The organism is Streptomyces sp. NPDC051207, from assembly GCF_040682395.1.
GTDB lineage: Bacteria > Actinomycetota > Actinomycetes > Streptomycetales > Streptomycetaceae > Streptomyces.
In genome coordinates this window covers 153719-166092 of record NZ_JBFBAX010000003.1, presented here as the reverse complement: position 1 = coordinate 166092, position 12374 = coordinate 153719, and the positions used below count along the sequence as shown (strand labels likewise).

General features: G+C 71.2%; 9 protein-coding genes. 4 read left to right on the top strand and 5 right to left on the bottom strand.

Annotation, left to right across the window (positions count from 1 at the left end; all coding sequences use genetic code 11):
* Positions 1–32 precede the first annotated feature (32 nt).
* Genes AB0M97_RS04300 through AB0M97_RS04285 form a run of 4 tightly spaced genes read left to right on the top strand, consistent with a single transcriptional unit; the run spans position 33 to position 5241 of the window.
* A complete protein-coding gene (locus tag AB0M97_RS04300; protein ID WP_365959358.1) occupies positions 33–1652 on the top strand; it encodes a glycoside hydrolase family 13 protein in 1620 nt (539 codons plus the stop codon).
* Between the two features lie 47 nt (positions 1653–1699).
* Positions 1700–3025: an ABC transporter substrate-binding protein gene (locus AB0M97_RS04295; protein WP_365959188.1), complete on the top strand. Its 1326-nt coding sequence runs from the start codon at positions 1700–1702 to the stop codon at positions 3023–3025.
* Positions 3026–3031: 6 nt separating this feature from the next.
* Positions 3032–4393 carry an ABC transporter permease subunit gene (locus tag AB0M97_RS04290; protein ID WP_365959187.1) on the top strand — a complete coding sequence of 454 codons (1362 nt, stop codon included), beginning with the start codon at positions 3032–3034 and terminating at the stop codon, positions 4391–4393.
* An 8-nt stretch (positions 4394–4401) separates the two neighbouring features.
* On the top strand, positions 4402–5241 hold the full coding sequence (locus tag AB0M97_RS04285) for a carbohydrate ABC transporter permease (RefSeq protein WP_365959357.1): 840 nt from the start codon (positions 4402–4404) through the stop codon (positions 5239–5241).
* Positions 5242–5309: 68 nt separating this feature from the next.
* Here AB0M97_RS04285 and pgl read toward each other — a convergent pair whose 3' ends face one another.
* From pgl to tkt, 5 genes are read right to left on the bottom strand one after another with little or no spacing between them, the layout of a single operon-like run.
* Positions 5310–6095 (bottom strand): 6-phosphogluconolactonase, encoded by a 786-nt coding sequence (gene pgl / locus AB0M97_RS04280; RefSeq protein ID WP_365959186.1) that lies wholly within the window; start codon positions 6093–6095, stop codon positions 5310–5312.
* Complete coding sequence (gene opcA / locus AB0M97_RS04275) at positions 6092–7306, bottom strand: glucose-6-phosphate dehydrogenase assembly protein OpcA (protein ID WP_365959185.1); 1215 nt, start codon at positions 7304–7306, stop codon at positions 6092–6094. Before opcA ends, pgl begins: the two co-directional genes overlap by 4 nt.
* Positions 7303–8826, bottom strand: coding sequence for a glucose-6-phosphate dehydrogenase (gene zwf / locus AB0M97_RS04270; RefSeq protein WP_365959184.1), 1524 nt, complete (start codon positions 8824–8826; stop codon positions 7303–7305). Before zwf ends, opcA begins: the two co-directional genes overlap by 4 nt.
* Before the next feature lie 4 nt (positions 8827–8830).
* On the bottom strand, positions 8831–9949 hold the full coding sequence (tal, locus tag AB0M97_RS04265) for a transaldolase (RefSeq protein WP_365959183.1): 1119 nt from the start codon (positions 9947–9949) through the stop codon (positions 8831–8833).
* Between the two features lie 34 nt (positions 9950–9983).
* The gene (gene tkt, locus AB0M97_RS04260; RefSeq protein ID WP_365959182.1) at positions 9984–12071 is read right to left on the bottom strand and encodes a transketolase; all 2088 of its coding nucleotides are present in this window, start codon (positions 12069–12071) and stop codon (positions 9984–9986) included.
* Between the last annotated feature and the right edge of the window lie 303 nt (positions 12072–12374).

Sequence of the window (12374 nt, the reverse complement as noted above, 5' to 3'; positions counted from 1 at the left end):
ACAGACAGGTCGACGGGGTGAGTCTCAAGCGCATCGACACCCACCGCTGGTGGCGCGACGCAGTGATCTACCAGGTGTACGTCCGCAGCTTCCTGGACAGCACCGGTGACGGCATCGGTGACCTCGCCGGCGTCCGGGCAGGACTGCCGTACCTCAAGAAGCTCGGCGTGGACGGGATCTGGCTGAGCCCGTTCTACCCCTCCCCGCAGCACGACCACGGCTACGACGTCGCCGACTACTGCGGAGTCGACCCGGTCTTCGGGGACCTCGACGAGTTCGACCGGCTGATGGCGGCGGCCCACCGCCTCGGCATCCGCGTACTGCTCGACATCGTGCCGAACCACTGCTCCAGCGAGCACCCCTGGTTCCGCGAGGCCCTCGCCTCCCCGCCCGGCAGCCCGGCCCGCGCCCGCTTCCACTTCGCCGACGGCCGCGGCCCGGACGGCAGCGAGCCGCCCAACAACTGGCACGCCATGTTCGGCGGCCCGGCCTGGACCCGCGTCACCGAGCCGGACGGCCGCCCCGGCCAGTGGTACCTGCACATGTTCACGCCGGAACAGCCCGACTGGAGCTGGCGCAACCCCGAGATCCCCGCCGAGTTCGAACGCATCCTGCGCTTCTGGCTCGACCGGGGCGTCGACGGCTTCCGCATCGACGTCGCCGCCGGCCTCTACAAGCACCCCGACCTGCCCGACTCCCCGGACCCCGAGGCCGACGCCCGCACCCGCGACTCGGTCAACCCGCTCGCCTGGAACCAGCCCGAGGTGCACGACGTGTGGCGCCGCTGGCGGGCCATCTGCGAGGAGTACACCGCCCGCGACGGCAACGACCGCCTGCTCGTCGGCGAGGTGTCCGTCCCCAGCGCCCGCGAACACGCCAAGTACGTCCGCCCCGACGAACTCCACCAGGCGTTCTTCTTCGACCTGCTCAGCGCGCCCTGGGACGCCGACGCCTTCCGCAAGGTCATCTCCGAGGCCATGCAGGACATCGCCGGCACCGGCTCCACGGTCACCTGGGTGCTCAACAACCACGACCAGGTCCGCACCGTCACCCGCTACGGCGAACCCACCCCGCACGGCAGCGGCCTCGGCGCCGCCCGCGCCCGCGCCGCCGCGCTGCTCATGCTGGCGCTGCCCGGTGCCGCGTACATCTACCAGGGCGAGGAACTGGGCCTGCCCGAGGTCGTCGACCTGCCCGACGACGTGCTCACCGACCCGATCTTCCGCCGCACCGGCAGCCGCGCCCGGATACGCGACGGCTGCCGGGTGCCGCTGCCCTGGTCCGGCCAGGCCTCCCCGTTCGGCTTCACCTCCGGCGCGGAGAGCGCCAAGCCGTGGCTGCCGCAGCCGGAGTACTTCGCCGAGTACGCCACCGACCGGGCGCTCGCCGACACCCGCTCCTTCTGGCACCTGTACCGCGACGGCCTCCAACTGCGCGCCGCCCTGCCCCAGCTGGGCGAGGGCACGCTGCACTGGATGGACTCCCCGCCCGGCGTGCTGGCCTTCGACCGCGGCGACGGCCTGGTCTGCGCCGTGAACTTCGGGACCGCGCCCACACCGGCGCCGGTCCCGGGCACCCCCCTGCTGTCCAGCGGCCCCTGCCCGGCCGGGGTGCTCCCCGGTTCCACGGCCGCCTGGTGGCTCACCGACTGAGCCCTCCGGTTCTTCCCGACCCCCCCATCCACGAAGGGACATCAACGATGATGCGACGACGCACCACCCTCCTCGCGAGCTGCACCGCCATAGCCATGGCGTTCGGCGCGACCGCCTGCGGCGGCGACGACGTCTCCGCCGGCGGCGGCGACAAGGCCCTCAGCGGCCAGACCGTCACCGTGGCCGGCGTCTGGTCCGGCACCGAGCAGAAGAACTTCCAGAAGGTGCTGGACGCCTTCACCGAGAAGACCGGCGCCAAGACGCAGTTCGTGTCCACCGGCGACAACGTCTCCACCGTCGTCGGCAGCAAGATCGAGGGTGGCAACGCGCCCGACGTCGTGATGGTCCCGCAGGTCGGCGTGCTCCAGCAGTTCGCCAAGAACAAGTGGCTCAAGCCGCTGTCCAAGAAGACGCAGACGGCCGTGGACGCCAACTTCGCGCCCGTCTGGAAGGACTACGGCAGCGTCGACGGCACCCTGTACGGCCTCTACTTCAAGGCCGCCCACAAGTCGACGGTCTGGTACAGCCCCGACGCCCTCGCCCAGGCCGGCGTCGAGACGCCGAAGACCTACGACGAGATGCTCAAGGCCGGCAAGACGATCTCCGACTCCGGGCTCGCCGCCTTCTCGGTCGCCGGCCAGGACGGCTGGACGCTCACCGACTGGTTCGAGAACATCTACCTCTCCCAGGCCGGACCGGAGAAGTACGACGCGCTCGCCGCCCACAAGCTGAAGTGGACCGACCAGAGCGTCGTCGACGCGCTCACCACGCTCGGCAAGCTGTTCAAGGACAAGCAGCTCATCGCCGGCGGCCAGAAGGGCGCCCTCAACACCGACTTCCCCGGCTCGGTGGAGAAGGTCTTCGGCCCCAAGCCCCAGGCCGGCATGGTCTACGAGGGCGACTTCGTCGCCGGTGTCGCCAAGGACCAGTTCGGCAAGAAGATCGGCGAGGACGCCAACTTCTTCCCCTTCCCGCCGGTCGGCTCCGGTGACGCCCCCGTGGTCAGCGGCGGCGACGCGGCCGTCGTCCTGAAGGACGGCAAGAACAGCGAGGCCGGCATGGCGCTCCTGGAGTACCTGGCCACCCCCGAGGCCTCCGCCGTGTGGGCCGAGATCGGCGGCTACCTCTCCCCGAACAAGAAGCTCGACCTCGCCGCCTACGGCGACGACGTGACGCGGGCGACCGCCAAGTCCCTCGTCGACGCCGGTGACTCCGTGCGCTTCGACATGTCCGACCAGGCCCCGGCGGCCTTCGGCGGCACCAAGGGCGCCGGCGAGTGGAAGATCCTCCAGGACTTCCTGCGCAACCCGTCGAACCCGGAGGCCACCGCGGCCGAGCTGGAGAAGGCGGCGGCCAAGGCGTACGGGAGCTGACCTGCCATGACCGCCACCTTGGTGAAAGAAGCGGGGCCGCCCACCGCGGCCGGCCCCGCGCCGGGGCCCCGCCGCCTCCGGCGCCGCGGCCGGGTCATCGCCGTGCTGTTCGTGTTCCCCGCACTGCTCCTGCTGGGCGCCCTGGTCGTCTACCCGGTGCTGTTCTCCATCGGCCGGAGCTTCTTCGACGCCTCGGGGGACACCTTCGTCGGCGGCGAGAACTACGCCGAGATGTTCCGGGACCCGGCCACGCTCAAGGCCATCCGGAACACCACGATCTGGGTGGTGGTGGCGCCGGCCCTGCTGACCGGCCTCGGCCTGATCCTGGCCGTGCTGGTGGAGAAGGTCCGCTGGGCGACCGCCTTCAAGCTGCTGCTGTTCATGCCGATGGCGGTGTCCTTCCTCGCCGCCGGCATCATCTTCCGGCTCGCCTACGACGAGGACCCGGACAAGGGCGTCCTCAACGCCGCCCTGGTCACCGTCCACGACAGCTTCAAGGACACCGCGTCCTACCCGACCGCCCGCGCCCGGGACGGTCAGGGCATCGTCAAGGCCGCCGACGGCTCGTACCGCACCGGCACCGCCGTCTCGCCCGGCGACACGGTCCACCTGGGCCTGGTCGGCGTCCTGCCGGACGACCTGCCCGGCGGCGCCGAGCCGGCGTACGGCGCCGCCGCCCGCAAGGCCGGCGCGGACGAGCTGAGCGGCGTGGTCTACCTGGACTTCACGCCCGGAGGGGGAGGGGAGCAGGGCCGCGTCGACCGGCGCGAGAGCGGCCTGCCCGAGATGAAGGTCGAGGCGGTGCGCGACGGGAAGACCGTGGCGAGCACCACGACCGGATCCGACGGCTCCTTCCGCTTCACGGGCCTGGCGGACGGCTCCTACGAGGTGAAGCTGCCCGCGACGAACTTCGCGCCCCCGTACGACGGCATCTCCTGGCTCGGGCCGACACTCGTCACCCCGGCGATCATCGGGGCGTACCTGTGGATCTGGACCGGCTTCGCGATGGTGCTGATCGGTGCGGGTCTCGCCACGCTGCCCCGGGACGCTCTCGAGGCGGCACGTATGGACGGAGCCAACGAGTGGCAGATCTTCCGGCGCATCACCGTACCGCTGCTCGCCCCCGTGCTTACGGTCGTCTTTGTGACGCTCGTGATCAACGTCATGAAGGTCTTCGACCTGGTGTACATCATCGCGCCCGGCCCGGTGCAGGAGGACGCCACCGTCCTCGCGACACAGATGTGGCTCGTGTCGTTCGGCGGGGGCAACAACCAGGGCCTCGGCAGTGCGCTGGGTGTGCTGCTTCTGGTGCTCGTGATCCCCGCGATGGTGTTCAACGTCCGGCGCTTCCGAAGGAGTCAGCGATGAACTCGGCGATGAACGCCATCCGCCGCGGGCTGAGCAGCGCCGTCGTCCAGGCCGTCCTCGTGCTGATCGGCTTCGTGTGGCTGACGCCGCTGGCCGGACTGTTCCTGTCCTCACTGCGCTCCGCCGAGGAGACCGCGCAGGGCGGCTGGTGGACGGTGTTCACCAGCCCCGGGCAGCTGTCCTTCGACAACTACTCGGCGCTGCTGGAGAACTCGGGCATCACGCAGGCCTTCTGGAACACCGTGCTGATCTCGGTGCCGACGACCGTCCTGGTCGTCGTCCTCGCGGCGCTCGCCGGATACGCCTTCGCCTGGCTGGACTTCCCCGGCCGCGACGCGGTGTTCCTGCTGGTGGTCGCCCTGCTGGTGGTCCCGGTGCAGATCGGCCTGCTGCCGGTCGCCAAACTCTTCGGCCAGCTCGGCCTGTTCGGCACGATCCCGGGCGTGGTGCTGTTCCACGTCGCCTACGGACTGCCGTTCGCGGTGTTCCTGCTGCGGAACTACTTCGCCGAGATGCCCAAGGAGATGCTGGAGGCCGCCCGCATGGACGGCGGCAGCGAGTGGCGGATCTTCATCCAGCTCGTGCTGCCGGTGGGCCGCCCGGCCATCGCCTCGCTGGCCATCTTCCAGTTCCTGTGGGTGTGGAACGACATGCTGGTCGCGCTGCTGTTCGCGGACAGCTCCTCGCAGCCGCTGACCGTGGAACTGCAGTCGCAGATCCGCCAGTTCGGCAGCAACGTGGACGTGCTGGCACCGGGCGCGTTCGTCTCCCTGATCGTGCCCCTGGTGGTGTTCTTCGCCTTCCAGCGGCACTTCGTGCAGGGCGTCATGGCCGGATCGGTCAAGTAACGCCCGGCCCCTGTGCGCCGGCCCTCCGCTTCCGGCGGGAAGCGGAGGGCCGGCTCTTCCGGCTTCCGTCAGGCTGTCGCCGACGGGTACAGCGCCCTCGGCAGCAGCGAGGCAGCCGCCGCGTCCAGCAGCCACAGGGTGCGGGCCCGGCCGTACGCGCCCGCCGCCGGGGCCTGGATCTCACCGGCGCCCGACAGGGCGATGGCCGCGGCCTCCGCCTTGTCCTCCCCGGCCGCCAGCAGCCAGACCTCGCGGGCCGCGCGGATCGCCGGGAGCGTGAGCGTCACCCGGGTCGGCGGCGGCTTCGGCGCGCCGTGCACCCCGACCACCGTCCGCTCCGTCTCCCGGACCGCCGGCAGTTCCGGGAACAGCGACGCCACGTGCGTGTCCGGGCCGACGCCCAGCATCAGCACGTCGAACGCCGGCACCGCCCCGTGGTTCTCGGGTCCGGCCGCGCGGGCCAGCTCCTCCGCGTAGGCCGCCGCCGCCGCGTCCACGTCCGAGCCGTGCGGGCCGTCCGACGCCGGCATCGCGTGCACCCGCTTCGGGTCCAGCGGCACCGAGTCCAGCAGGGCCTCGCGGGCCTGCGTGACATTGCGCTCCGGGTCGCCCTCCGGCAGGAACCGCTCGTCGCCCCACCACAGGTCCAGCCGGCTCCAGTCGACCGCGTCCCGGGCGGGCGCCGCGGACAGCGCCGCCAGCAGGCCGTTGCCGTTGCGGCCGCCCGTCAGCACCACGGACGCCGCACCCCGCGAGGCCTGCGCGTCCACGATCCTCGTGATCAGCCGGGCCGCCGCGGCCTGCGCCATCAGCTCCTTGTCGCGGTGCACGACCAGCTGCGGTGCCGTACTCATTTCGCCGCCGCCTTCTTCACGGGCGCCTTCTGCGCCGCCGCGCGCTTGGCGGGCGCCTTGGCCGCGGTCTCCACGGGGGCCTCGACGGCCACGGGGGCGTCGTCGGTCACCTCGGGGTTGCCGGCCGGCTGGGACCGGTCGGCGGCTGCGGCCCGACCGGTCCCACCAGGCCCATCGGCCCCACCGGTCCCGGCGGTCCCGGCGGTCCCACCGGCCGCGTCGGTCCCACTGGTCGCCTCAGCTCCGTCGGCCGCCTCAGCTTCGTCCGCCGCCTCGGCCCCGTCGGCCGCCTTGAGCCGGTCCACCCCGTACCGCAACGCCGACGCATACGTGTCGTCCGGGTCCAGCCGCCGCAGCTCCTCCGCGATCAGCTCGGCCGTCTCGCGCCGCTTCAGCGCCACCGCGCGGGCCGGCTGGCCCTCGATGGACAGCGTCGCCAGGGAGCCGTCCGCCCGGTCCAGCACGATCGGGCCGCAGTCGGTGTCCATCCGGACCGCCGTCAGCCCCGGCCCGTCCGACGACGAGCGCTTCACGGGCACGTCCAGCCGGTCCGCGAGCCACATCGCCAGCAGCTCGCAGCTCGGGTTGAACTCCTCGCCCTCCACCTCGACGCCCCGCACCTCGCACTCGACCTGGTCGAGGGCCGCCGCCAGCATCGAGCGCCACGGCGTGATGCGGGTCCACGACAGGTCGGTGTCGCCCGGCGTGTACGACTGCGCGCGCGCCGCCAGCTCGCGCACCGGATGCTCCGCGGCATAGCTGTCGGTGACCCGGCGCTGCGCCAGGGCGCCCAGCGGATCGCTGGCCGGGTCCAGCGGGGCGTTCACCGGCCACCAGACCACCACCGGGGCGTCCGGCAGCAGCAGCGGCAGCACCACCGACTGCGCGTGGCCGACCACGTCGCCGTACAGCCGCAGCACGACCGTCTCGCCGGTGCCCGCGTCCGCGCCGACCCGCACCTCGGCGTCCAGCCGGGACTGCGTGCGGTCGCGCGGGGTGCGGGAGACGCGCTTGACGACCACGAGGGTGCGCGAGGGGTGCTCGCGGGACGCCTCGTTCGCGGCCTTCAGGGCGTCGTACGCGTTCTCCTCGTCCGTCACGATGACCAGCGTGAGCACCATGCCGACGGCCGGTGTACCGATCGCGCGGCGGCCCTGCACCAGCGCCTTGTTGATCTTGCTTGACGTGGTGTCCGTGAGGTCCATCTTCATGGCCGGCGCCAGCTCCGTCCGTCTCGCTCGAGCATGTCGTCCGCCTCGACGGGTCCCCACGTGCCGGCCGGATACTGGGCGGGCTTGCCGTTGGTGTCCCAGTACTCCTCGATCGGGTCGAGGATCTTCCAGGACAGCTCGACCTCCTCGGTGCGCGGGAAGAGGTTCGCGTCGCCGAGCAGGACGTCCAGGATGAGCCGCTCGTACGCCTCCGGGCTGGACTCCGTGAACGACTCGCCGTAGGCGAAGTCCATGGACACGTCCCGGATCTCCATCGAGGTGCCCGGCACCTTGGAGCCGAAGCGGACGGTGACGCCCTCGTCGGGCTGGACGCGGATCACGATCGCGTTGGAGCCCAGCTCCTCGGTGGCCGTCGAGTCGAAGGGGGAGTGCGGGGCGCGCTGGAAGACGACCGCGATCTCCGTGACGCGGCGGCCGAGCCGCTTGCCGGTGCGCAGGTAGAACGGGACGCCCGCCCAGCGCCGGTTGTCGATGCCCAGCTTGATCGCCGCGTACGTGTCGGTCTTCGACGACGGGTCGATGCCCTCCTCGTCGAGATAGCCGATCACCTTCGCGCCGCCCTGCCAGCCCGCCGAGTACTGGCCGCGCACGGTGTCGCGCCCCAGGTCCTTCGGCAGCCGCACGGCGCCCAGCACCTTGGTCTTCTCCGCGGCCAGCGCGTCCGCGTCGAAGGAGGCGGGCTCCTCCATCGCGGTCAGCGCGAGCAGCTGGAGCAGGTGGTTCTGGATGACGTCACGGGCGGCGCCGATGCCGTCGTAGTAGCCGGCCCGGCCGCCGATGCCGATGTCCTCGGCCATGGTGATCTGCACGTGGTCCACGAAGGACCGGTTCCAGATCGGCTCGAACATGGTGTTGGCGAACCGCAGCGCCAGGATGTTCTGGACGGTCTCCTTGCCGAGGTAGTGGTCGATGCGGAAGACCTGGTCCGGGGCGAAGACCTCGTGGACGACCTTGTTCAGCTCCTCGGCCGACTTCAGGTCGTGCCCGAACGGCTTCTCGATGACCGCGCGCCGCCAGGAGCCGCCCGTCTGGTCGGCGAGGCCGTGCTTCTTCAGCTGCTGGATGACCACCGGGAAGGACCGCGGCGGCACCGACAGGTAGAAGGCGAAGTTGCCGCCCGTGCCCTGCGCCTTGTCCAGCTCGTCGATCGTGGCCCGCAGCCGCTCGAAGGCCTCGTCGTCGTCGAACGTGCCCTGCACGAAGCGCATGCCCTGGATGAGCTGCTGCCAGACCTCCTCACGGAAGGGCGTGCGGGCGTGCTCCTTGACGGCGTCGTGGACCTCCTGCGCGAAGTCCTCGTTCTGCCACTCGCGGCGCGCGAACCCGACCAGCGAGAAGCCCGGTGGCAGCAGACCCCGGTTGGCGAGGTCGTACACCGCGGGCATGAGCTTCTTGCGGGACAAATCGCCCGTGACGCCGAAAATGACCAGGCCCGACGGCCCCGCGATACGCGGGAGCCGTCGGTCTGCGGGGTCACGCAGCGGGTTGCTGCTCGACAAGGCGTCAGCCCTCCGAAGGCGCGAGGCGCTCGAGTTCGGCCTCGGTCGACTTCAGCAGGTCGTTCCAGGACGCCTCGAACTTCTCGACGCCCTCCTCCTCGAGGAGCCGCACCACGTCGTCGTACGCGATGCCGAGCTCCTCCACCGCGTCGAGGTCGGCACGCGCCTGCTCGTAGGTGCCGACGATGGTGTTGCCGGTGATCTCGCCGTGGTCCTCGGTGGCCTCCAGGGTGGCCTCCGGCATGGTGTTCACCGTGTTCGGCGCCACCAGCTCGGTGACGTACATGGTGTCCTTGTACGCCGGGTCCTTCACGCCCGTGGACGCCCACAGCGGACGCTGCCGGTTGGCGCCCGCGTTCTCCAGCGCGGACCAGCGGTCGGAGGAGAAGACCTCCTCGTACGCCTGGTAGGCCAGCCGCGCGTTGGCCAGGGCGGCCTTGCCGCGCAGCGCCTTGGCGGCGTCGGTGCCGAGCGCGTCGATCCGCTTGTCGATCTCGGTGTCCACCCGCGACACGAAGAACGACGCCACGGAGTGGATCTCCGACAGGTCCAGGCCGCGCTCCTTGGCCTGCTCCAGGCCGGCGAGGTAGGCCTCCATGACCTCGCGGTAGCGCTCCAGCGAGAAGATCAGCGTGACGTTGACGCTGATGCCCGCGCCGATCACCTCGGTGATCGCCGGGAGGCCCGCCTTGGTGGCCGGGATCTTGATGAGCGTGTTCGGCCGGTCCACCAGCCACGCCAGCTGCTTGGCCTCGGCGACCGTCGCCCGCGTGTCGTGCGCCAGGCGCGGGTCGACCTCGATGGAGACCCGGCCGTCCTGGCCGCCGGTGGCGTCGAACACCGGGCGCAGGATGTCGGCGGCGTCACGGACGTCCGCCGTCGTGATCATGCGGATGGCCTCTTCGACCGTGACCTTGCGCGCGGCGAGGTCGGCGAGCTGCTGGTCGTAGCCGTGGCCCTCCGAGATCGCCTTCTGGAAGATCGACGGGTTGGTGGTGACGCCCACGACGTGCTGCTGGTCGATCAGCTCGGCGAGGTTGCCGGACGTGATCCGCTTGCGCGACAGGTCGTCCAGCCAGATCGCCACGCCCTCCTCGGAAAGGCGCTTCAGTGCGTCTGTCATGGGAATTCCTTCTCCTACGTGTCGTATGTGAGCGTCAGCGCCGGGCCGCGGCGAGGGATTCCCGGGCGGCGGCGGCCACGTTCTCGGCAGTGAAACCGAACTCGCGGAAAAGCACCTTGCCGTCGGCGGACGCACCGAAGTGCTCCAGGGAGACGATGCGGCCGGCGTCTCCCACGTACTTGTGCCAGGTGAGACCGATACCGGCCTCCACCGCGACACGTGCCTTCACGGACGGCGGCAGGACGCTGTCCCGGTACCCCTGGTCCTGCTCCTCGAACCATTCCACGGACGGCATCGACACCACGCGCGTCGGCACGCCCGCCGCCTGGAGCTGCTCACGCGCCTCCACCGCCACGTGCACCTCGGAGCCGGTGGCGATCAGGACGACCTCGGGCTCGCCTCCGTCGGCGTCGAACAGCACGTAGCCGCCCCTGGCCGCGTCCTCGTTCGACTGGTACGTCGGCACGCCCTGCCGGGTCAGCGCCAGGCCGTGCGGGGCGCCCTTGCCGAACTCCTTCGTCCAGCGGCGCAGGATCTCCCGCCAGGCGATGGCCGTCTCGTTCGCGTCGGCCGGGCGCACGACGTTCAGGCCCGGGATGGCGCGCAGCGAGGCCAGGTGCTCGACCGGCTGGTGGGTCGGGCCGTCCTCGCCGAGGCCGATGGAGTCGTGCGTCCACACGTAGGTCACCGGCAGGTGCATCAGCGCGGACAGGCGCACGGCGTTGCGCATGTAGTCGGAGAACACCAGGAAGGTGCCGCCGTAGACGCGGGTGTTGCCGTGCAGCGCGATGCCGTTCATCTCCGCGGCCATGGCGTGCTCGCGGATGCCGAAGTGGATCGTGCGGCCGTACGGGTTCGCCTCCGGCAGCGGGTTGTCCGCCGGCAGGAAGGAGCTGGTCTTGTCGATGGTGGTGTTGTTGGAGCCGGCCAGGTCGGCCGAGCCGCCCCACAGCTCCGGGATCACCGCGCCGAGCGCCTGGAGGACCTTGCCGGACGCGGCGCGCGTGGCGACCGCCTTGCCCGCCTCGAACACCGGGAGTTTGTCCTCCCAGCCCTCGGGCAGCTCACCGGCGGCGATGCGGTCGTACTCCGCGGCGCGCTGCGGGTTGTTGTCCCGCCACTGCTGGAAGGCCTTCTCCCACACGGCACGCGCGGCCTGGCCGCGCTCCAGTGCCTTGCGGGTGTGGGCGATGACCTCGTCGGACACCTCGAAGGTCCGCTCCGGGTCGAAGCCCAGGACGCGCTTGGTGGCGGCGACCTCGTCGGCGCCGAGCGCCGAGCCGTGCGCGGCCTCGGTGTTCTGCGCGTTCGGGGCGGGCCAGGCGATGATCGAGCGCATCGCGATGAACGACGGCCGGTCGGTGACCGCCTTGGCCTCCTGGATCGCCGCGTAGATCGCCGCCGGGTCCAGGTCGCCGTTCTCCTGCGGCTCGACGCGCTGCACGTGCCAGCCGTAGGCCTCGTAGCGCTTGACGGTGTCCTCGGAGACGGCCGTCTCGGTGTCGCCCTCGATCGAGATGTGGTTGTCGTCCCACAGCAGGATCAGGTTGCCGAGCTTCTGGTGCCCGGCCAGCGAGGACGCCTCGGCGGAGATGCCCTCCTGGAGGCAGCCGTCACCGGCGATGCAGTAGACGAAGTGGTCGAAGGGGGAGGTGCCCTCGGCCGCCTCCGGGTCGAACAGGCCGCGCTCGTAGCGGGCGGCCATCGCCATGCCCACCGCGTTGGCGACACCCTGGCCCAGCGGGCCGGTGGTGGTCTCCACGCCCGTGGTGTGGCCGTACTCCGGGTGGCCCGGGGTCTTCGAGCCCCAGGTCCTGAAGGCCTTCAGGTCGTCCAGTTCGAGGCCGAAACCGGCCAGGTACAGCTGGGTGTAGAGGGTCAGGGACGAGTGGCCGGCGGACAGCACGAAGCGGTCGCGTCCGACCCAGTCGGCGTCCGCCGGGTCGTGCCGCATCACCTTCTGGAAGAGGGTGTAGGCGGCGGGCGCCAGGCTCATCGCCGTACCGGGATGGCCGTTGCCGACCTTCTGTACGGCATCGGCGGCCAGGACGCGCGCGGTGTCGACGGCCCGCTGGTCCAGCTCGGTCCAGTCGAGGTCTGTGGTGGTCGGCTTGGTGCTCACCCTGAGTCAGGGCTCCTCTCCACATGTCGGATGCCGGTGCGCATGAGCCCACCGGCTGCCGGCGCATTGCCAAAACATCGGCCGGCCGCAGCCGAGCCTACCCCCGAAGCGCGTGCGCTTTTCCGGTCCGTTGCCGACTGGCGGGCTTCCTGGCGATGCGCCTCCCGACCAGGCCTGATCGATGCTCGACATCTGAATACGGGGCTGGTCAAACGAGTGCTCAATCGAGCCCGGGAACGCCCGTCGGAGGGGCCCCGGACCAGGGCCTGCCGCCCCCCTCGCAGGGGGTGCGCCAACACGACC

What these genes read in the sequence shown, in the direction of transcription:
- AB0M97_RS04295 (WP_365959188.1), top strand. Translation starts at nt 1,700, where the DNA reads ATGATGCGACGACGCACCACCCTCCTCGCGAGCTGCACCGCCATAGCC.
- AB0M97_RS04290 (WP_365959187.1), top strand. Translation starts at nt 3,032, where the DNA reads ATGACCGCCACCTTGGTGAAAGAAGCGGGGCCGCCCACCGCGGCCGGC.
- AB0M97_RS04285 (WP_365959357.1), top strand. Translation starts at nt 4,402, where the DNA reads ATGAACGCCATCCGCCGCGGGCTGAGCAGCGCCGTCGTCCAGGCCGTC.
- pgl (WP_365959186.1), bottom strand. Translation starts at nt 6,095, where the DNA reads ATGAGTACGGCACCGCAGCTGGTCGTGCACCGCGACAAGGAGCTGATG.
- opcA (WP_365959185.1), bottom strand. Translation starts at nt 7,306, where the DNA reads ATGAAGATGGACCTCACGGACACCACGTCAAGCAAGATCAACAAGGCG.
- tal (WP_365959183.1), bottom strand. Translation starts at nt 9,949, where the DNA reads ATGACAGACGCACTGAAGCGCCTTTCCGAGGAGGGCGTGGCGATCTGG.